Here is a 19,929-nt window from a genome sequence, read left to right on the forward strand (position 1 = left end):
TTGATCGAGTGGGTGTTTCAGGCGCTGAGAGCGTTGGGGATCAGTGCATCGGCGTAGTAACGCTCGGCAACATCAGGGTGCGAGCGCAGGCGGCCCTTGAGGTAGTTCCAGCCCACATCGCGAAACAACGGGTTATCCGGGTCGCTGGCCGGACCACGCGCTTCACGCAACAGGGCTGACGGCAACGGGTACAGCGGCACCACGGCATCCAGTCGTGCCCCCAAAAAGAAGGCAATCGACAACCGCTCGCTGTCCTTAGGCGGTGACACCACGCGGTGAACGGTGGCGCGCAAGTAGCCATTGGTGGCCAGTTCCAACAATTCGCCGATATTCACCACCAGTGTGTTGGCGCGTGGCAATGCATCAATCCAGCGGCCCTCTTCCACCTCGACCTGCAAACCTGCTTGCTGGTCCTGCAACAGAAAGCTCAGAAAACCTGAGTCTTTGTGTGCGCCCACGCCTTGGTTGCTAGCGTCTGCTGCCTGACCCGGATAGCGAATTAGCTTGATGTGTTCATTGGGTTTGTCGCCATACAACTGATCGAATGCGTTGTGCGGCAGCGACAATGCCTCTGCGAAGGCACGCAGCAAACGCAAGGACATTGCGGTCATCGCTTGCTGCCATTCCAGCAGCAGCGGCTTGAGCGCCGGTAAGGCCTCCGGCCATTGGTTGGGGCCTTGCAAACGTGCCCAAAAGGGGCTGTTTTCATCCGTGGGCAGCACATCTCGTTCAGCGCCCAGATCAAACTGTTCGCGCAGGTCAGGCTTGCCCCGGGTGATCTCGGAGGCCGCGCGGTTATAGCCGCGAAAGTGTGGCGAGTTGATCATCCCGACCGCGGCTTTTTCCGCGTCAGGCAAAGCAAAGAATTGGCGGGCGTTATCCTGCACGTGGTCCAACAGGGTGTGGTCGATACCGTGGCCGGCGAGGTAAAAAAAGCCCACGTCCCGGGCCGCGTGGCGCAGCGTTTCCAGAAAACTCTGACGCTGAGCGGGCGTGCCTTCAAGCAACGACAGGTCGAGAATCGGCAAGGCGGTGATGTCCCTTGTATGCGGCATGGTTCACTCCCACGTGAATCAATGAAGATCGCGGGCGACTCATCTGCCCTGCGTTTCATTAAAGCTAAACGATCTTAAAAAGCTCCATCCAATACCTTTTTAGAATTAGCTTAAGTCAAAACAACTGACTCATCCCTGCAGTAGGAGCGAGCTTGCCCGCGATCTTTTGATCGTTTAAAGCGCGCGCCTAAACGGTCCGACTAAACGGCTTTCTAAGTCCAAAATCGAATTAACAAATGAAAATTGAGTATTTATAGAAATAAGAGTGACGGATTAAGGTGAAGTCATTGAGTTGCCACTGCACAAGAGACCTGCCCATGTCCGTATCTGCCAATGTCATTGATTTCACCCTGTACCGAAAACGCCGTCAGGCACGTGCGGCGGCTGAGCTGATGTGGACCACGTACGCAGCCCGCGCCGGAATCGCCGTGTTCTTTGCGCCTTCGGTGAGCAGCCCCAGCGATACTCGCCAGGCGTGAGCCCTATGAACTACCTGCACACGGTTCCTTATCTGCCTGAAATTCCAACCCCAACTAAAGACTGCAATACCGGCGACGATGACGCGATTGGCCAATGCGTCGCCCACAACCTGCAACGCCTGCGCAGTAAGCGTTATCTATCACTTGATGCGCTGGCCCGGGCGTGCGGCGTGAGCCGGGCAATGCTGGCGCAGATTGAATCCGGGCGCAGCGTGCCGTCGATCAAAGTGCTGTGCAAAATCGCCAAGGGGCTGAAAGTGTCGGTGGCCGCGTTTCTAGAAAACCGGGCCTTTGAAGGAGTCGAACTGCTACCAGCGCAGCAAAGCAAACGACTGGTCAGTGCCAGTGGCGCGTTTATCAGCCGGGCATTGTTCCCTTACGACATGGCGCGCCAGTCAGAGTTTTACGAAATACGCCTAAGGGCCTTGGGCGAAGAAGTGTCTGAGGGGCATGGGCCGGGTATCCAGGAAAACCTGGTAGTGGCCCAAGGGGTGATGGAAGTCAGCGTTAACGAGGAGCGCTATTTACTGTCGACGGGTGACTCGATTCTGTTTTACGCCGACCAGCCCCACCGCTATCGAAACCCGGCGGACAGCGAGGCCGTGGCGTTTTTGGTCATAACCTATCCGGAGCGACTGGATTAAATGCAAAAAGCCCGGACGGGTAAACGTCCGGGCTTTTTGCGTTCAAACGGTAGACCGCTGTTGTTGCAAAAGATTGGGCGCCGCGCGAATCCAAAAAACGGTTTGCTGGGCACCCCTTCACAGCCTATGGCAGCGACTACGGTTTATTTATTTCAGCAGGTGCAGCACATCATTGGCATGCCGTTGCAGCTCATCATCATGGGCATGGCGCAGTCGTTCATCATTTTCATCATAAGCATGCAGCAGTTGTTCATCATGTCCATGCTCATGCCTGGCATCGGCATCATCATGCAGGTCATGCAATCAGCTTCCATTTTGCATTGCATAACGCACTTCATCATCGGCATAGGCATGCCCATTGGCATCATCATCGGCATGTTCATGCTGGACATGCTGTTCATCATCGCCATGCCGTCTTCAGACATGCACATCATCGACATGTTGGCGCACTGCATCATCATCGGCATGCCGCAGTTCATCATCATCGCCATCATTTCGGCGTTATTTTTGAACAGGGCCATGTCCATGCCAGCAGCAGGTTTCAGGGTGCACATCATGCCCTTGTCGGTCATGGCGCAGGTCATGGTTGCCATCATCATCGGCATGCCCATCATCGGCATCATTGGCATGGCGTTGTTCATGGGCATTTGCATGGCGTTCATCATGTTCGAAACTCCGTAATCGACCGTAATGTAGAAATTCTGCGTTCGATTCTAGAGCCATCCAGCGCCTGTACAAGGCGCCGGCCGAGCAGCAGAAATGGACGCTGCACCATGGTTTTACCTAAGCACTGCATCCTTTAAATCTGCTATTGCAGGTAAATACCTCTCAAAAAACCATAAATCATCTGCTGTTACAGCCAAATCGACGCTATGGATATTCAATCGAGGAATATCTAAAGACCTGAAAGAAATTAACGGTCTAACCGTCAGCCCATCAGGCGAGCAATCGTTCAGGCGCCCAACAGCGCGACCAGTGCGGGCACGGTCAATACAGCGGTGTAGTACCCCATGAATTGCACCCCAATGTTAAAACCCAAAAACCGTGAGAGAAAACCGCCCAACAGCCCGACAGTGACAATGACCAACAACCCCAGCAAGCCACCTTCCCAGATACCGATGACCAAGATCAGCCCGACAAACGTCGCGATCACGGCTTCGTGGCTGATTTTTCGCGACACGTAAGACGCCGCCCGGTACGCGTAATTCATGGTAAAGGGGTACGCGATCAAGATGGCAACCACCACCGCCAACATGCCGTAGCCGAAGAACTCCCACGTGTTGAGCAACGTGTGCAAGTTATGCACCTCGCCCGATGCGGCATCGACGCTAAAGCGCGGCGGCGCATTGAACAATGGCGCAGCCGGCCCCGCAGCCACCGGGCTCAGTGGCAAGCCAAAGGCAATCAGCGGGATCAGCGCTTCAGCAATGTAAGTGGACTCGGTCACGCCATTACGCGCGGTAATCACGGTAGTCAGGCGGTGGTAGACATGCTTGACCCGCGAGCCAACCAGTTCGCCCATGATCACGGTCATGGCCACCGGGCTGAATACAAAGGTGGCGCTAGATATGACCGCGGTGATGGCGGTCCACAGGCTTTGCTTGCGGTCCAATACCTTGAGCGGATTGGGGAAGAAGCCACCGCCATTTTTCACGTCGGGCGACAACGAAAAAGTCCGGACTTCGCTGCGGCGCATTTTTTCGCGTTCAGCCGGGGCTAGCATGGCAAACAATGCCGCAATCAACGGCCCGATAGCGATGCCAAGGAAGTAACTGACACTCAGCTTGACCCCGTATTGCCCAGTCAGGGTTTGCAGGCCCAGGATGATCAACACAAAGGGGATCAATGCCAGCACGGCAGCCAATCGACCCTTAGAGAACCAGGCAATGGCAATTGCCGCCGCCAAGAAGATCCAGGGCGCCGTGCGTTTAATGCTGTCGCCGAACGGGGCCAGCATCACGGCAAACAATACCGCCATGGGCACCGCAATCAGCGCGGCAATCACTGCCCCGGAGATCATTTTGCGCAAGGCAATGTGGGGCACCCCCAAGTTGCGCAAAAAGTTGGCCTCGCGCATCAGCGGCGTGGCCATCGTGTCACCGGGAATACCCAGCAAGGCGGTGGGTACGGCGTGGGTCATGTGTTTGGCCACGGCGCCCGCCAGGAAAAACGTCAGCACGCCTGGCGCAGGCACGCCCAGCAAGACCACCAGCAAGGTTAGGGGGGCCAGGGTGGTCGTTTCATCACTGCCGGAAATCAGGCCAATGGCCGCAAAGATCACCGCCCCCAAAATACCCATGCCCAGTGCAATCAGCACCTGATCAAACAAGGAAGCGATCATGAACGGCCTCCATTGACTACAAGGTCGGTAGACGACTCGGCACGAATGGCTGATGCGGGGTCTTTATTGGCACTTTCTAGGCCCCGTTCGTACTCAATGAACAGGTCGTAAAGGTCCATGTCCTGCAGTTCTTTGAGGGTTTCTGGGGGCAAGTCAGCGAGGCGCCCGAGGTCGCCGAATTCATTTTGCAAATCACTTAGCACCCGGCTACGCCACGCCGGGTCGGCCTCATGCTCGACCACATGCCGCTTGGGTTTGAACAACATTGCGCTGAGGGTGCCTCCCGCCAGACAGCCGACAATACCGACCAGCATGGCGTAGGCCCGCGCCATCTGCGCTGAGGCCACCCACTCGAGCAAAAAATGCTGCGCGGTAAAAAAGGCGCTAAGGCTGACGATGGCACCTATCACGATGGCGTACAGCAGATGCCGCGCATCCACCGTGTCACCCCAGACGTCGTAGAGTTCAGGTTTCAAAAAAATTCTCCCACTGCTTTTATTGTTATGAACGTGAAGAGAGACAGCTTTCTCAGTGAGCGTACGTTTGCTCGCTCCGACAGGGCCTTGCTACAGGCCACGCTTTTGTTTGAGCAACGCCGCCGCGTGATCGGCGCGCACGTCGCAGGCTTCAACCATCTGTTTGACCAGCCAATTGAGTTCTTCACCCCGAGCACCCGCCGACAACGCGATATTGCGCGCATGCAAAGCCATGTGCCCGCGTTGGATACCTTCAGTAGACAGCGCCCGCAGCGCGCCGAGGTTTTGCGCCAGCCCGACCGCCACGGCAATTTCGGCCAGTTCCTGAGCCGTGTTGACCCCCAGAATGCGCAGCGACAGTTGTGCCAATGGATGGGTCTTGGTGGCGCCGCCGACCAGCCCGACCGGCATCGGCATTTCTAGCGTACCCACCAAATTGCCCTTGCCGTCCTTCTCCCAGGTGGTCAGCGAACCGTAATGGCCATTGCGGCACGCATAGGCATGGGCACCCGCCTCGACAGCGCGCCAGTCGTTGCCGGTGGCGACGATCAGCGGGTCGATGCCATTCATGATCCCTTTGTTGTGGGTGGCGGCGCGGTACGGGTCGACCACGGCAAAGTTGTAGGCATCGAGAATCCCCTCAATCACCGCCTCGCCCTGGAACGTGGGGGTGGCCAGCAACTCGGGCGCAATGCGGATCTGCGCGCGCGCCAGGCGCAGGTCAGCGAGGTTAGAGAGGATTCGCAGGCGGACCTTACCGCCGGTGATTTCTTCCATCAGCGGCGCAACTGCTTCAGCCATGGTGTTCACCGTGTTGGCGCCCATGGCGTCCCGCACGTCGACGATCAGGTGCGCCACCAGCATTGGCCCGCGTGGGCTTTGGGCAAACGTGTGGACTTCAATGTCCCGGCAACCCCCGCCCAGCGAATTAAGCAGTTGGTCCTTGCGATTCGCCACTTCGATGATTTCTTCTTTGCGACGCAGCAAGCTAAGACGGGCGTTGAAGGGGTCTTCGACGTCTACGATCTGCACTTGGGCGCGCATCAACGGTAATGAACTGGACGTCTGGAAGCCACCGGCCTCACGGGCCAGCTTGGCCATAAAAGACGCGGCCGCGACCACCGAGGGCTCTTCGACAACCATCGGCACGATCACATCACGGCCATTGATCTGGAAGTTACTGGCCACCGCATACGGCAATTCGAACGTGCCAATTACGTTCTCGATCATGCCGTCGGCAATTTCCAGCGCCAGCGCGCCCGGATCAGCCAGCAAGCTAATGTCGTCGGCAGACAGTTGGAGAAGGTCCTGTAAATGCCCCAGACGCTCGGCAGGCGCCATGCTGCGAAACATCGGAAGGCGCGAATCAATACTCATGGCTCAATCCTGTGGTCATTATTGTTATCTGTGGCGCCACCCTAAATCGCTCTGTGCCCGCACAAAAGGTACAGTTCGCACAAACAGTACCCAATCTGTACCCTCATTCAATTTCTTCAGGATGGCAGACCATGGCGCGCCTGACCCTCGCCCAGCAACTGACCGCCTCTCTGGTCGAACAGATTGGCAACGGCACCTATCGGATAGGTGATCGCTTACCGTCACTGCGCGAGTGCATGCGCTTGTTTGGTCACTCCAAAAATACCGTCATCAACGCTTACGAAGCACTGGCGTCCCAAGGGCTGGTTGAAGCGCGCCACGGCCAGGGCTTTTTCGTGCGTCAGGGCGCTCCCAACCACAGCGAGCCGGATGAACCCCTGCCCTATGCCCGGGCCATGGACACGATATGGCTGATGCGCCAGCAATTTGTTCGCGAGCCGGGGCATTCACCGCTCGGCGAGGGTTTCCCGCCGGTGGAATGGCTGATGGACTTGCGCCTCGACAAGTTCACTCGACAGATCATGCGCACCGGGGTCCATACGCTGTTTCGCTATGGCAATCGGCTGGGCAATGCCAGCCTGCGCCAGCACCTGGTGCAGAAACTGGCGAGCTATTCGATCACCGCCAGCCCCCGGCAAATCGTCACCACCCACGGCGCCAATCACGCGCTGGACCTGATCATCCGGCGTTTCATCGCCCAAGGTGATGCGGTACTGGTTGAAGACCCCGGTTACTACCCGCTGTTCGGCAAGCTGCAATTGCAAGGTGCTCACATGTTGCCTGTGCCGCGCCTGCCAGATGGGCCAGACATGCAGGTGCTGGAACAGCACCTGCGCACCCACAAGCCAAAATTGTTCTTTATTCAGTCTGTGGGCCACAACCCGACCGGGTCGGACATTTCGCCCGGCAAGGCCCATCGACTGGTGCAGTTGGCGCAGGAACATCACTTTATTCTGGTCGATGACGACGCCCTAGCCGACTTTAAACCGGCGTCGGCGATCAAAGTCTCCGCGCTCGATCAACTGCAACGCTCCCTCTATGTAGGCAGTTTTTCGAAATCAGTGTCAGCAGCGTTGCGGGTCGGTTTTATCGCCGGCAGCAAGGATGTCATCGATGAATTGGGCGATCTGAAAATGCTGCTGCACACCAGTTCTTCAGAGTTCTGTGAGCGAACAGTGGATGTGATCCTGATGGAGGGGCATTTCCTGCGTCATTTAATCCGCCTGCAAGAGCGCCTTAAAGTCGCCACCACAACCGGTTTGCAAGTGCTAGACGAGATCGGCGCCGAGGTGTTTTGCCGCCCCGAACAGAGCCTGTATCTGTGGGCGCGCTTTGCGCATACCGACGATGCCAAAGCGTTGACCCGTCAGTTGTTGCCCAAAGGCTTCATGATCGCGCCGGGGCATATTTTTTCGCCCGAACAATCGCGCATCAACCCCTGGACCCGGCTCAACGTGGCGTACTTGAATGACCCGTTGCTTAAAGCCGTGCTCAAGGGCTGAGCGCAATGCCCTGAAGACAGTGAAAAAGGCCTGACTTTCAGGCCGATCATCCCTATAGGCTAACGGCCTCCCTTGTGGCATGACGACACATTCGGTCATATCCGCGGCCTAGGGAGTGACTTTTCCTACGCGCCGATCCTAGTATCGCCCGCGTTTTACCCCCTTCCCCTAAAAAAAGTATGGAAACTCGGATGATGCCCTTTACTCGCACCCTGCTCGCCCTCTCTTTGGGTATGACATTGCTGCAAACCCCCGCCTTCGCCGCACCGCCCCTGACGATGACCAATGGTGTCGCGCAGGTGAACACGCAAGACAGCAACGCATGGGTTGAAATCAACAAAGCTGCGTTTGAACACAATATTCAGGTTCTAAAAAACACCCTCGCTGGCAAATCGAAAATCTGTGCCGTGCTCAAGGCCGACGCCTACGGCCATGGGATTGGCCTGCTGATGCCGTCGATCATCGCCACCGGCGTGCCGTGCGTGGGTGTTGCCAGCAACGAAGAAGCCCGTGTAGTGCGTGAAAGCGGCTACAAAGGCCAGTTGATCCGCGTGCGTACCGCCGCCCTGAGCGAACTAGAAGCCGCACTGCCGTACAACATGGAAGAGTTGGTCGGCAACCTCGATTTCGCAGTCAAGGCCAGTCTGATTGCCGAAAAACACGGGCGCCCGCTGGTGGTGCACCTAGGCCTGAACTCCAGCGGCATGAGCCGCAACGGCGTGGAAATGACCACCGCGCAAGGTCGCCGCGACGCAGTCGCAATTACTAAGGTTCCGAACCTGGACGTGCGGGCGATCATGACCCACTTCGCCGTTGAAGACGCCGACGACGTGCGCGCCGGGCTCAAGGCTTTCAATCAGCAGGCTGAGTGGCTGATGAACGTCGCCCAGTTGGACCGCAGCAAAATCACCCTGCATGCTGCTAACTCGTTTGCCACCCTGGAAGTACCGGAATCGCACCTGGACATGGTCCGCCCTGGTGGCGCGCTCTTTGGTGACACCGTGCCTTCGCACACCGACTACAAGCGTGTGATGCAATTCAAATCCCACGTGGCGTCGGTTAACAGCTACCCCAAAGGCAACACCGTGGGTTACGACCGCACTTACACCCTGGGCCGCGATTCGAAGTTGGCTAACATCACCGTGGGCTACTCCGACGGCTATCGCCGCGCGTTTACCAACAAAGGCATTGTGCTAATCAATGGCCACCGCGTACCCGTTGTGGGCAAAGTTTCGATGAACACCTTGATGGTGGACGTGACCGATGCGCCCGATGTGAAAAGCGGCGATGAAGTAGTGCTGTTCGGTCAGCAAGGCAAGGCTGAAATCAGCCAGGCCGAGGTCGAGGACATCAACGGCGCGTTGTTGGCTGACCTCTACACCGTGTGGGGTAACTCCAACCCAAAAGTGCTGATCGAAGAATAAAACCAGCTCCGATCTGAGGCGCCCACCTGTATGAGCTTGCTCGCGATCGTTTGATTTTTAAAAGATCGCGAGCAAGCTTGTACCTACACAAGCACTTATTTATCCGACTTGATGCTGGTCCAGGTCCGGGTACGCACACGTTCAAGCTTCTGTGGCAATGGCTGCACCACATACAGCGATTTCAAGGCTTCAGGCGTCGGGGTCAGGTTCGGGTTGCCGGTGATCTCTTTGTTAATCAGCGGCAGCGAATCCTTGTTGGCATTGGGATAACCCAAGAAGTCGCTAATCGAGGCAATGACTTTAGGCTCCAGCAACGTGTTCAAGAACTCATAAGCTTCTTCGACATTCTTCGCACTTTTTGGGATAGCGAAGGTATCAAACCAGATCGGTGCGCCTTCTTTCGGCAAGCGCCAATCCACCACAACCCCATTCCCCGCTTCCTTGGCCCGATTGCCAAACTGGTAGAAGCTGCCTGAGTAACCAATCGCCACGCAAATATCGCCGTTGGCAATATCGGTCATGTATTTGGCCGAGTTGAAGTAGGTAACGTAAGGACGAATCTTCAACATCAGCTCTTTGGCTTTTTCATAGTCGGCCGGGTTCTGGCTGTTAGGGTCCAGTCCCAGGTAATCCAACGCCAGCGGCAAAATTTCTGAAGGCGAATCCAGCATTGCCACGCCGCACGATTTCAGCTTTTCCATGTTCTCGGGCTTGAATACCAGGTCCCAGCTATCCACCGGGGCATTTTCACCCAGCGCCGCCTTGACCTTGGCCGGGTTGAAACCGATCAACACCGTGCCGACCATGTAAGGCACCGCGTATTGATTGCCGGGGTCATTGGTTTCCAGCAGTTTGAGCAAGGCTGGGTCCTGATGGTGCCAGTTAGGCAATTTGGACTTGTCGAGTTTTTGAAACACCCCAGCTTTGATCTGGGTGTCGAGGAATTGGTTGGACGGCACCACCAGGTCATACCCCGAGTTGCCGGTCAGCAACTTGGCTTCCAGCGATTCGTTAGTGTCGAAGGTATCCCAGTTGACTTTGATCCCGGTGTCCTTGGCGAAGTCCTTGGGCACTGACGGCAAGATGTAGTCCGCCCAGTTATACACCCGCAGTTCGCGCTGCTCAGCCTGCACGGCGCAGGCCAATAGCGATAACCCACATACCGTGGCGCCGAGTAAGCGTTTCATAGTGCTCATGGTTGAGTTCCCCATCTTTGGCGTGAGATCGATAGTTGTTATGTTCTGTACACGGCAGCAGCCCGCAAAGGGGCAAGGGTCTGAAAGACAACTCTTTGATGGTTGCGAAGTTGATTTGATTCTTGCCGACAGATGCGCTGGCTCACAGAGGTAGGCAGGCCAAAAAGGGATCGTTATGGCCATTGTTTATGTCCGAATCTATGTCCGATATAGCCCTCTTTGAGCCCCAAGTGTTGGCTGAGCAACTGTTGCAAATCCAACAGCAAATCTGCAATTAACCACTCGGAGCAACAGCACACTGCTTTCGATGACCCTGCGAGCCCTCGTGTTTGCGGGGCTTTGGTATTTGGTACGGAGATTGCTGACAGGGAGTATCTGTCTACATTCTGCTGATCATTAGCCAACCATTACCCAATAACCAGTGGGCCCTTGAAAGCTCGCATCCGCCTTGCTGCAGAACGTGCCGCGCCGCTGTTTGGCGTGTCTGCCAAAAACTTACTGAAAATCGCTTAAGGACTTCTTTGATGGATGTGTTCTGGTTCCTTCCGACTCACGGCGACGGCCACTATTTGGGTACCACCAAAGGCGCTCGCCCGGTCACGCTCAACTACCTCAAACAAGTGGCACAGGCCGCCGATGACTTGGGCTACCACGGCGTGCTCATCCCTACCGGACGCTCGTGCGAGGACTCGTGGGTCATCGCCTCGGCACTGGTGCCGCTGACAGAACGCCTGCGCTACCTGGTGGCGATTCGCCCGGGGATTATTTCGCCAACCGTCTCGGCGCGTATGGCCGCCACCCTGGATCGACTGTCGGGTGGGCGCGTGCTGATCAATGTGGTGACCGGCGGTGACCCGGATGAAAACCGCGGCGACGGCAGCTTCCTCGATCACAGCGAACGCTACGAAGTGACTGACGAGTTTCTGAAAATCTGGCGCCGGGTATTGCAAGGCGAATCGGTGGACTTCGAAGGCAAGCACCTGCGCGTACAGAACGCCAAGGCCTTGTACCCGCCGGTGCAGAAACCCTACCCGCCGCTGTACTTTGGCGGTTCTTCCGAAGCGGCCCACGCACTGGCAGCCGAACAGGTGGACGTGTATCTGACCTGGGGCGAGCCACCAGCCGCCGTGGCCGAAAAAATCGCTGATGTGCGTGAACGTGCCGCCCGTTTGGGCCGCACCGTACGCTTCGGGATTCGCCTGCACGTGATCGTGCGCGAAACTGAACAAGAAGCCTGGAAAGCGGCCGACACCCTAATCGAACACATCAGCGACGAAACCATCGCGGCGGCGCAAAAATCCTTCTCGCGCTTTGACTCCGAGGGCCAGCGGCGCATGGCGGCACTGCACGACGGGCGCCGTGACAACCTAGAAATCTCGCCTAACTTGTGGGCGGGCGTTGGTTTGGTTCGCGGCGGCGCTGGTACCGCGCTGGTGGGTAATCCGCAACAAGTGGCGGCACGCATCAAGGAATACGCAGACCTGGGCATCGAGAGCTTCATCTTCTCTGGCTACCCGCACCTAGAAGAAGCCTATCGCTTCGCTGAACTGGTGTTCCCGTTGCTGCCCGAACCCTACGCCAGCCTGGCGGGGCGCGGCATCACCAACCTGACCGGGCCATTTGGCGAAATGATCGCCAATGATGTGCTTCCGGGCCAAGCGAAATAACCCGCCGCCGCCCCTTACACAAAAACAGAACATCGATGGGGCTAGCCGAAAACCCTCAACAAGATCAGCGGGTGCGGTTGACCGAATTGGCTGGCAGGGAGAATCTAAGCCTCGCTGAACCAGGCCCCATGAACTGCACCGCTGGTTAAATCTAGGCTTGAAGCGTCCGGCCAACCGGAATGCATAGTCTTCACGACCCTTGCACAGAGACTATTCGATGACTTACATCGCTGCCGAAAACCGCTATGAATCCATTCCTTATCGCCGTGTAGGCCGCAGTGGGCTGTTACTGCCCGCCTTGTCTCTAGGGCTGTGGCACAACTTTGGCGACAGCACGCCAATCGACACCCAACGCGCCCTGTTGCGCACCGCGTTCGACCTGGGCATCAATCACTTTGACCTGGCCAACAACTACGGCCCGCCCTATGGCAGCGCCGAGATCAACTTTGGCCGTTTGCTGCGTGAAGACTTCAAGCACTACCGCGATGAACTGATTATCTCCAGCAAAGCCGGCTGGGATATGTGGCCCGGCCCTTTCGGCCTAGGTGGCGGTTCGCGTAAACACATCCTCGCAAGCCTGGACCAAAGCTTGCAGCGCCTGGGCTTGGACTATGTCGATATTTTCTATTCGCACCGCTTCGATCCAGACACCCCACTCGAAGAAACCGCCAGCGCACTGGCCACCGCCGTGCAACAGGGCAAGGCGCTATACATCGGTATCTCGTCGTATTCAGGGGTCAAGACCCGCGAAATCGCAGCGCTGCTTAAAGAATGGAAAGTGCCGTTGTTGATCAACCAACCGGCGTACAACCTGCTCAATCGCTGGGTCGAGAAAGACCTGCTGGACACCACAGAAGCGCTGGGCACCGGCGTCATTGCCTTCACTCCCTTGGCGCAGGGTTTGTTGACCGACAAATATTTAAACGGCATCCCAGCAGATGCTCGGATCAATCGCCCTGGCGGTGGTTCGTTGCAGGCCAAGCATTTGTCTGAAGCCAATATTGCCCATGCACGCGCACTTAACGATATCGCCAAACGCCGTGGCCAAAGCCTTGCCCAGTTGGCATTGGCCTGGACTCTGCGCGACCCCCGCGTGACCTCAGCACTGATTGGCGCGAGCCGACCGGAGCAAATTATCGAGAACGTCGGGGCGTTGCAGAACCTGACATTTAGCGCTGAAGAATTGGCCGAAATCGACCGTTTTGCGCAGGAAGGCGGGATTAATCTGTGGGAGAAGCCGTCTACGGCAGAGTAAAAGCACCCCGGCCCAGGCCCTCTCCCGCAAGGAGAGGGTTGGGCTGAAGGCTACAAAGACTCTTGCCCCACCAAACGGGCCGCTAAGGCCTTAGCCTGCAAGGCAACATCGGTCACCGCAGTGCTTTCCCACCATTCGCCACGCAATGGCGGGCCCATGGCAAACAGACGCTTCGCAGGCTCTGAGTGTGTGTTCAGTACCGCACCGCTGCGATCTGCTGCAATGCCCAAGCCTAAATTCCCCGGCCGGATCAAGCCGCGCTCCAGCAACTGCCTCGGCAAGGCTTTATCCACCCGGCGCCAGTCGTATTCGATACCGGTGGAGTTGATCAACCCATCGCCCTCAACCACTCTAACGTCCGCTTGCCCGCGATAGCGCAAGCGAATTCGCGGTCGTCCATCGGCACTCACGTCTACCCCTTGCAACGAGGCGGCGCGAATGGTTAAGCGGCCCTCCTCTAGCAGTTTTTCCAACAACGCATTGCCCTGTGGCGGCGAGCGATGGTGATGGCTTTCCCACCACGGCCGCACATGCCGCACAAACTGACGGCGCTGAGCGTCGCTGGCCTGGCTCCAGAGCCTGGCGATATGCACGCGCACTGTGTCCAGCGGTGCCTGCCAATCTACCCCCGCCGCCTCAGCCAGTTCGCACTGTCGACGCAACGCCCGTAGCAGTTGCAGCGGACTGCGCACCTCGGGCGATAGGGTCAAGAAGTCTTCCCAAGCCGGTGGCTGGCGTCGCACGTGCGGCAACAAGCCATGGCGTGAAAACACCTCGATTGGCCCGCGATGCCCAGCCCGATTCAGTGACTCCAGCGCATCCACCATGGTCAGCCCAGAACCAATGATCAGCACCCGCGCATCCACCGCCAAGCCGCGCAATGCCTCGACATCCCACGGGTCCAGCGCCGCCGCGTTCAAGCCGCTGGACTGACGTTGCGCCGTGCGCGCCGCCGGGAACATGCCGGTAGCCAGTACCGCCGCAGCGGCCTGTAACTGGCGGCCGTCTTTGAGGGTCACCTGCACCCGCTGTTCATCGGTTAGCAGGTCGACCACCTCGTCGCGAACATGGGTCAGGCTCGACCCTTGCCGCGAACCGATGGCCAACGCCTCGGCCAAGCGCTGCTGGGCGTACTGGCCAAACAGCCCGCGTGGCGGGAACAAATGCGCGACCGGCACCTGCTGCTCTGCAGACTCGGGCCAACCGCCGTCCGCAATATGCGCTTGCAGCCAGCGGGTCAGGTCATCGGCATCGTCCGGGTCGATGCTCATGCGCGCCGCGTTGCCGTTAAGGGTATGTCCCAACTCAGTGGCGCTGTAAGCCTCGCCCCGGCCCAGTTCGGCACGCGGCTCGACCAGAACAATGTGCCGAGCGCCGGGTAAACGCAGCAGTTGCATGGCCAGCAAGGTGCCGCTCAGACCACCGCCAACAATCAGCACATCGGCATCGCGGATGGCAGAGGTTGCCCGTCCGCCGTGTGGCTCGCTCATGGTTATTCTCTCTATTGGATGTAGCAAGCTCGCTGCTACAGGGGCCTCTGTCACTTAAACGAACAACATTGCATCAGGCGCGGTCTTTTTCTTGCGCTCGGTTCAGTTCGCCGAGGTTACGGTACGCAGCACCCGGGTGCCAATCGGCCAGTTTCGGGCCTTCACCAAACAGCTTCTCGCGCAAAGTACCCGGCGCGTATTCCTTTTTGTACACCCCGCGTTTTTGCAATTCTGGCACCAGCAGGTCCACAGCATCGATAAAGGTTTCGTGGGTCACCGCGTAAGCCAAGTTGAAGCCGTCAACGTCGGTCTCGGCAACCCATTCTTCAAGCAGGTCGGCCACGGTTTGCGGGCTGCCAACAAACAGCGGGCCAAAACCGCCAATGCCTACCCAATCGGCCAGCGCATTGGGGGTCCAGAGGGTGTCTGGATCAGCTGTCGAAAACGTTTCCACCGCGGATTGAATGGCGTTGGTGTGCACATGTTTAAGCGGCTCGTTAGGCTTGAACTGGCTGAAGTCGATCCCGGTCCAGCCGGAGATCAAGGCCATCGCGCCTTCGTAACTGACGTAGCATTTGTACTCTTCAAACTTGGCTTTGGCCTTGGCGTCGGTTTCGCCGAGGATCACTGTTTGCAAGTTGAAAATCAGGATTTTCGACGGGTCGCGGCCCGCTTCGGCAGCGCGACGGCGAATATCAGCCACGGTCTTTTTCAGCAGCACTTTGGACGGCGCCGCCACAAACACGCACTCTGCCTGCTCAGCGGCAAACTGCTTGCCTCGGCTGGATGCTCCAGCCTGGTAGAGCACCGGGGTACGTTGTGGCGATGGCTCGCAAAGGTGGATGCCCGGTACTTGGAAGTGTTTGCCGACATGCTGGATTTGGTGGATTTTGCTCGGGTCACTGAACACCCGGCGCTCGCGGTCACGCAGGATGGCACCCTCCTCCCAACTGCCTTCCCAGAGTTTGTAGCAAACTTCCAGGTACTCCTCGGCGTAGTCGTAGCGCGAGTCGTGTTCGGTCAGGGCTTTTTGCCCGATGTTCTTGGCACCGCTTTCTAGGTACGAGGTGACGATGTTCCAGCCTGCGCGCCCCTTGGTCAGGTGATCGAGCGTGGACAAGCGACGGGCGAATGGATACGGGTGCTCAAACGACAAGGACGCCGTCAGGCCAAAACCCAGATGCTCGGTGACCATCGCCATCGGTGGAATCAGTTGCAGTGGGTCATTGACCGGTACTTGCGCGCCTTGGCGAATCGCCGCATTACCGTTGCCTTGATAAACGTCATAAATGCCCAGCACGTCGGCGATAAAGAGCCCGTCGAACCTGCCACGCTCAAGGATCTTTGCCAGATCGGTCCAGTATTCGAGGTCTTTGTACTGCCATGAACGGTCACGCGGGTGCGCCCAAAGGCCGGGCGATTGGTGGCCCACACAGTTCATGTCAAAAGCGTTGAGACGAATTTCACGGGACATCGCGTTACTCCTGAAGCTGTGGCGGCACGACGTCGTTTAAACGGTAGTTGCCAATAATCTGGTACTGCCAGCGCAAGGGTTCGCGACCTTCTTGGGAGGGCGACGCCGGACGACTGCCAGTAAGTTCTTGCTGCACATTGCCCACCGCCTGCAACGCCTCGGCGCTGGCGATTACCGCTTCGGCGGTCGCGACCAACGTCTCGGAGGCTGAGCCAATAAACTGCTCGGCGCGCTGATAGAGCGCATCGGCAACGTCAATGCGAATCTGCAAATCACCCAATTTGCCAATAATGTACGGGTCGTCTACGGCCTTGTTCAGGCCGCTCAGCGCCCATGGCCGCGCCTGTTCGCGCACGAAGATCACGGTTTGTTCCAAACCTTGGCGCGCAAGACGCACATCGTGCGCTGCTGCGGCAAGCTGGCTGGGCAAAACAATTGCGGGGCTGTTCATCGTCGTGATTCCTCGATCAATTCCAAGCATGGCGTGGGGGCTGAATGCCGTTGAGCAGGCGGTTACCAATGAGGTGATATTTCCAGCGCGCCGGGTCATGCAGGGTATGGGTCCGCGCATTGCGCCAAAAACGGTCCAGGTTGTGTTTGCCGAGCACCGAGCGAGTGCCGGCCAGTTCGAAAAGCTTGCTACTCGCGAGCAAGGCGATTTCAGTCGACAGCACTTTGGCCTGGGCCACGATCACCGAGGCCTCGGCCACGCTCTCTTCGCTAGGCGAAGCCAATGCGTGGTCAATGGCGCGACCGGCCTTGGCCAAAATCGCGTCGGCGCCATGCAGGCGCCATTGCAGATCGCCGATGGCGGCAATCGTGTAAGGGTCTTGCCAGCCATGCTCCTGCTGGCTGTCAACCCAAGGCCGCGCCAGCCGCGCGTGGATCAGCGCCTGTTCAAACGCGCCATGGGCGATACCGGTGTCCACTGCGGCCTGAATAATCTGCGAGATCGGACCGTCGGCGGTGGGTTCGTCAAACGCTTTGTGTGCAGGGATAACGGCGCTCAGCGGGACACGCACAGCGTCAAGCACAGCGCCGCCACTGGCGGTGGTGCGCTGACCGAAGCCGTCCCAACTGTCGATGATGGTCAACCCCGGATTGTCACGTTCAACGAAGGCGATAAACGCCCGATTCTGCTCATCGACCCCAACGGCCGGAACGATGTGGGCGAACAATGCGCCGGTGCAGTAGAACTTCTCTCCGTCGATCACCGCGTGTTCGCCTTCAAAACGAATACGGGTTTGAAAAGCGCCTACGTTCTTGCTTTTGGACTCCGAAAAAGCATTACCGAAACGCCAACCGTCCAGCACCTTGGCGTAGTAATAACGCTTTTGTGCTTCGCTGCCGGTGTGCAACAGAATGTCCAGCACGCCCAAGTGGTTTTGCGGGATCTGCCCCAAGGAAGAATCAGCGGCCGAAATGATTTTGATCACCTCTGCGACCGTCACATAAGACACCCCGGCGCCACCATAAGCCTTGGGCACAGTAATGCCCCATAGGCCACTGGCAGCAAACTCATCCAACTCAGGCACCGGCAAGCGGCGGTCGCGATCACGCACCGAGGCTTCCTCGGCAAAACGTGCCGCCAACACTTTAGCCACCTCAATAGCCTCGGCATCGGACGTGATCACATGGGCCTTGGCAGGGGGGGATACAGAAATGCTCATGGGCAAACTCCAATGCAATGGAAAACACTGAAGGTGGCATTGCACAGGTCGTGCCGTTTTTAAATAACGTTTAAATTCAATTGGTTATATGCAAAATCACACTAACCGCAGCTACAAACAATAAACAACCTGTCGACTTGCTGTTGCTGTGCCAACAGTTGCCTGGGCAACACACGCGGTACCCGCGTTGAAGCCGTTGCCGCAGGCTGCGATAAGGGCCGAAGGACCTTCGCTCATTATTTAAACCCCTGGGACCGCCGAGACCACGCGCGGCGATGCACACATACAACACGTGGTCGGGCAAATATCGGCACAGGTATATGCCGATTAGGCTGCGACCTTGCGTTCGGCCGAGCCCCTGTCTGTCTGGCAGATACCGGCTCAGGCGCCTTGGGAGTGTGCTGGGAGTTCGATGCGCGCGCCGGGTATTGCCAGCAATACACTCAGTGCCTGATCCAATTCGCTGATCAAGCGCCCGACATCGGCAGTGCTGGTCTGCGGGCAACACAAGGTCATGTTGTGGAACGGCGTGATCAGGATCCCACGGTTGATCAGGTACAGGTGTAAAGCCATTTGCAGGCTGTCGTGGAAAGCGGCCTCTGCTTGCGCGCCGGTCTTGGGCGGCGTGGCGCAGAATTGAAACTCGCAGCGTGCCCCCAACTCTGTCACCGACCAGTGCAACCCGTGCCGCTTAAACACCTGCCGCAACCCTTGGGCTAACTGGGCCGCCAGCGGCAAGATGTGCTGGTAGGCCTGTTCGGTCATGACATCTTGCAAGTTGGCACGCATGCAATGCATCGCCAATGCGTTGGCCGACAAGGTCGTGCCCATGCCGCTGTGGCCATGGCCAGTGCCCTGCTCGCTGTTTTTGTGCTGCACAGCGTGCATATCCGCCGCCACTTGCTGGCTAAAGCCGAACACCGCGCACGGAACGCCCCCGGCAATGGGTTTGCCGACCACAAAGAAATCCGGCTGCAAGTCCCACAGGCGAGTGCAACCGCCGATGCCGGTGGAGATGGTGTGGGTTTCGTCGATGATCAGCAGGCTGGCGTATTGGCGCGTCAATTCGCGGCATTTTTGCATAAACCCAGGCTCAGGCAGGACCATGCCGATGTTGGTCATCGCTGGCTCGCACAGCAGCGCACACACATCACCCTGAGCCAGAGCGGCCTCCAACGCGTCGATGTCATTGAACGGGATAGAGCGGCTGTACTGCGTCAGGTCGTAAGCTTGGCCGACTAAGCCCGAACGATGCACGGTGGCACCATCGCGATTACGCACCATCACGTCATCGACCGTGCCGTGGTAGCAGCCATCGAACACCAGCAATGTGTTGCGCTGAGTGATCGCCCGCGCCCAGCGCACGACATATCGATTGGCGTCAGTAGCGGTGGCGGTGACTTGCCAATACGGCAAACCAAAGCGCTCGGCCAGCAGTTCGCCGCAGACCACCGCATCTTCACCCGGGAGCATAGTGGTGAGCCCTTTGCTCGCCTGTTCGCTAATCGCACGGGCGATGGGGGCGGGTGAATGGCCGAACATGCTGCCGGTGTCGCCCAGGCAAAAGTCGATGTACTCATGACCGTCGACGTCGGTAAATCGCGCGCCTTGAGCGTGCTGCACAAAAAGCGGCGTGGGCATGGACCAGTCGCTCATCCAATGCATGGGCACGCCGTTGTACAGATTGGCCTTAGCACGCTCCGCCAGCTCAATCGACTTGGGGTTGTTGTGGGTAAAGCGTTCACGCTCTTTGGCGGAGAATAACGCCACCGCTGACTCACTGATTCCACTGCTCGACATACATAAACCCCTTTTATTAATCACGCGTGTTTGGGTAGTCGTTCATTGCCAGCCAGCGGAGATCACCCGCAAAAGTGTC

At 57.8% G+C, this 19,929-nt stretch carries 17 protein-coding genes and 1 pseudogene; 8 read left to right on the top strand and 10 right to left on the bottom strand.

Translation table 11 applies throughout. The features are described 5' to 3' along the window. Positions 1-17: 17 nt before the first annotated feature. Complete coding sequence (locus B347_RS0107390; RefSeq protein ID WP_019409064.1) at positions 18-1,055, bottom strand: isopenicillin N synthase family dioxygenase; 1,038 nt, start codon at positions 1,053-1,055, stop codon at positions 18-20. Positions 1,056-1,372: 317 nt separating this feature from the next. On the opposite strand from B347_RS0107390, the gene B347_RS26665 reads away from it, so the two are divergent. The 3 genes from B347_RS26665 (at position 1,373) to B347_RS26670 (ending at position 2,859) form a co-directional block, all read left to right on the top strand. Further along, complete coding sequence (locus tag B347_RS26665) at positions 1,373-1,534, top strand: hypothetical protein (protein WP_019409065.1); 162 nt, start codon at positions 1,373-1,375, stop codon at positions 1,532-1,534. A 5-nt stretch (positions 1,535-1,539) separates the two neighbouring features. Beyond that, a complete protein-coding gene (locus B347_RS0107400) occupies positions 1,540-2,178 on the top strand; it encodes a helix-turn-helix domain-containing protein (RefSeq protein ID WP_019409066.1) in 639 nt (212 codons plus the stop codon). A gap of 159 nt (positions 2,179-2,337) precedes the next feature. Continuing rightward, positions 2,338-2,859, top strand: coding sequence for a hypothetical protein (locus B347_RS26670; RefSeq protein WP_026014040.1), 522 nt, complete (start codon positions 2,338-2,340; stop codon positions 2,857-2,859). 271 nt (positions 2,860-3,130) lie between these two features. On the opposite strand, the gene B347_RS0107410 is transcribed toward B347_RS26670, so the two are convergent. The 3 genes from B347_RS0107410 to B347_RS0107420 form a co-directional block, all read right to left on the bottom strand. Then, positions 3,131-4,519: a tripartite tricarboxylate transporter permease gene (locus B347_RS0107410; protein ID WP_019409068.1), complete on the bottom strand. Its 1,389-nt coding sequence runs from the start codon at positions 4,517-4,519 to the stop codon at positions 3,131-3,133. Beyond that, positions 4,516-4,995, bottom strand: coding sequence for a hypothetical protein (locus B347_RS0107415; RefSeq protein WP_019409069.1), 480 nt, complete (start codon positions 4,993-4,995; stop codon positions 4,516-4,518). Before B347_RS0107415 ends, B347_RS0107410 begins: the two co-directional genes overlap by 4 nt. A 90-nt stretch (positions 4,996-5,085) precedes the next feature. After that, positions 5,086-6,372 (bottom strand): hydroxymethylglutaryl-CoA reductase, degradative, encoded by a 1,287-nt coding sequence (locus tag B347_RS0107420; RefSeq protein WP_019409070.1) that lies wholly within the window; start codon positions 6,370-6,372, stop codon positions 5,086-5,088. A gap of 131 nt (positions 6,373-6,503) precedes the next feature. On the opposite strand from B347_RS0107420, the gene B347_RS0107425 reads away from it, so the two are divergent. Together B347_RS0107425 and alr are read left to right on the top strand one after the other, a co-directional pair. Beyond that, entirely contained in the window at positions 6,504-7,874 is a 1,371-nt protein-coding gene (locus tag B347_RS0107425) for a PLP-dependent aminotransferase family protein (RefSeq protein ID WP_019409071.1), read from the top strand. Positions 7,875-8,068: 194 nt separating this feature from the next. Next, positions 8,069-9,298, top strand: coding sequence for an alanine racemase (gene alr / locus B347_RS0107430; protein WP_026014041.1), 1,230 nt, complete (start codon positions 8,069-8,071; stop codon positions 9,296-9,298). 95 nt (positions 9,299-9,393) lie between these two features. Here the strand turns inward: alr and B347_RS0107435 are convergent, their stop codons facing one another. Continuing rightward, positions 9,394-10,494: a polyamine ABC transporter substrate-binding protein gene (locus B347_RS0107435; RefSeq protein WP_026014042.1), complete on the bottom strand. Its 1,101-nt coding sequence runs from the start codon at positions 10,492-10,494 to the stop codon at positions 9,394-9,396. Between the two features lie 402 nt (positions 10,495-10,896). Between B347_RS0107435 and B347_RS25820 the strand changes: the two are divergent. The 3 genes and pseudogenes from B347_RS25820 to mgrA form a co-directional block, all read left to right on the top strand. Continuing rightward, positions 10,897-11,007, top strand: a pseudogene (locus tag B347_RS25820) (FMN reductase); the annotation flags it as partial. A gap of 11 nt (positions 11,008-11,018) precedes the next feature. After that, complete coding sequence (gene ssuD / locus B347_RS0107440; protein ID WP_019409074.1) at positions 11,019-12,161, top strand: FMNH2-dependent alkanesulfonate monooxygenase; 1,143 nt, start codon at positions 11,019-11,021, stop codon at positions 12,159-12,161. 217 nt (positions 12,162-12,378) lie between these two features. Beyond that, a complete protein-coding gene (gene mgrA / locus B347_RS0107445) occupies positions 12,379-13,416 on the top strand; it encodes an L-glyceraldehyde 3-phosphate reductase (protein ID WP_019409075.1) in 1,038 nt (345 codons plus the stop codon). Positions 13,417-13,466: 50 nt separating this feature from the next. On the opposite strand, the gene B347_RS0107450 is transcribed toward mgrA, so the two are convergent. The 5 genes from B347_RS0107450 to B347_RS0107470 all read right to left on the bottom strand — a co-directional run bounded on the left by B347_RS0107450 (position 13,467) and on the right by B347_RS0107470 (position 19,850). Next, on the bottom strand, positions 13,467-14,906 hold the full coding sequence (locus B347_RS0107450; RefSeq protein ID WP_019409076.1) for an FAD/NAD(P)-binding protein: 1,440 nt from the start codon (positions 14,904-14,906) through the stop codon (positions 13,467-13,469). A 73-nt stretch (positions 14,907-14,979) separates the two neighbouring features. After that, the gene (locus tag B347_RS0107455) at positions 14,980-16,380 is read right to left on the bottom strand and encodes an LLM class flavin-dependent oxidoreductase (protein WP_019409077.1); all 1,401 of its coding nucleotides are present in this window, start codon (positions 16,378-16,380) and stop codon (positions 14,980-14,982) included. A gap of 4 nt (positions 16,381-16,384) precedes the next feature. Continuing rightward, positions 16,385-16,831 (bottom strand): hypothetical protein, encoded by a 447-nt coding sequence (locus B347_RS0107460; RefSeq protein WP_019409078.1) that lies wholly within the window; start codon positions 16,829-16,831, stop codon positions 16,385-16,387. A 16-nt stretch (positions 16,832-16,847) separates the two neighbouring features. Continuing rightward, positions 16,848-18,050, bottom strand: coding sequence for an SfnB family sulfur acquisition oxidoreductase (locus B347_RS0107465; protein ID WP_019409079.1), 1,203 nt, complete (start codon positions 18,048-18,050; stop codon positions 16,848-16,850). A gap of 381 nt (positions 18,051-18,431) precedes the next feature. After that, positions 18,432-19,850: an aspartate aminotransferase family protein gene (locus B347_RS0107470; protein WP_019409080.1), complete on the bottom strand. Its 1,419-nt coding sequence runs from the start codon at positions 19,848-19,850 to the stop codon at positions 18,432-18,434. Between the last annotated feature and the right edge of the window lie 79 nt (positions 19,851-19,929).

Origin of the sequence: Pseudomonas psychrophila HA-4, from assembly GCF_000282975.1 — a bacterium.
Taxonomy (GTDB): domain Bacteria; phylum Pseudomonadota; class Gammaproteobacteria; order Pseudomonadales; family Pseudomonadaceae; genus Aquipseudomonas; species Aquipseudomonas psychrophila_A.

Excerpts from the sequence above, each read along its gene's own strand:
- B347_RS0107400 (WP_019409066.1), top strand. The coding sequence starts at position 1,540 with ATGAACTACCTGCACACGGTTCCTTATCTGCCTGAAATTCCAACCCCA.
- alr (WP_026014041.1), top strand. The coding sequence starts at position 8,069 with ATGCCCTTTACTCGCACCCTGCTCGCCCTCTCTTTGGGTATGACATTG.
- B347_RS0107425 (WP_019409071.1), top strand. The coding sequence starts at position 6,504 with ATGGCGCGCCTGACCCTCGCCCAGCAACTGACCGCCTCTCTGGTCGAA.
- mgrA (WP_019409075.1), top strand. The coding sequence starts at position 12,379 with ATGACTTACATCGCTGCCGAAAACCGCTATGAATCCATTCCTTATCGC.
- B347_RS0107465 (WP_019409079.1), bottom strand. The coding sequence starts at position 18,050 with ATGAGCATTTCTGTATCCCCCCCTGCCAAGGCCCATGTGATCACGTCC.
- B347_RS0107460 (WP_019409078.1), bottom strand. The coding sequence starts at position 16,831 with ATGAACAGCCCCGCAATTGTTTTGCCCAGCCAGCTTGCCGCAGCAGCG.
- ssuD (WP_019409074.1), top strand. The coding sequence starts at position 11,019 with ATGGATGTGTTCTGGTTCCTTCCGACTCACGGCGACGGCCACTATTTG.
- B347_RS0107450 (WP_019409076.1), bottom strand. The coding sequence starts at position 14,906 with ATGAGCGAGCCACACGGCGGACGGGCAACCTCTGCCATCCGCGATGCC.
- B347_RS0107410 (WP_019409068.1), bottom strand. The coding sequence starts at position 4,519 with ATGATCGCTTCCTTGTTTGATCAGGTGCTGATTGCACTGGGCATGGGT.
- B347_RS26665 (WP_019409065.1), top strand. The coding sequence starts at position 1,373 with ATGTCCGTATCTGCCAATGTCATTGATTTCACCCTGTACCGAAAACGC.
- B347_RS0107435 (WP_026014042.1), bottom strand. The coding sequence starts at position 10,494 with ATGAGCACTATGAAACGCTTACTCGGCGCCACGGTATGTGGGTTATCG.
- B347_RS0107455 (WP_019409077.1), bottom strand. The coding sequence starts at position 16,380 with ATGTCCCGTGAAATTCGTCTCAACGCTTTTGACATGAACTGTGTGGGC.
- B347_RS0107470 (WP_019409080.1), bottom strand. The coding sequence starts at position 19,850 with ATGTCGAGCAGTGGAATCAGTGAGTCAGCGGTGGCGTTATTCTCCGCC.
- B347_RS0107420 (WP_019409070.1), bottom strand. The coding sequence starts at position 6,372 with ATGAGTATTGATTCGCGCCTTCCGATGTTTCGCAGCATGGCGCCTGCC.
- B347_RS0107390 (WP_019409064.1), bottom strand. The coding sequence starts at position 1,055 with ATGCCGCATACAAGGGACATCACCGCCTTGCCGATTCTCGACCTGTCG.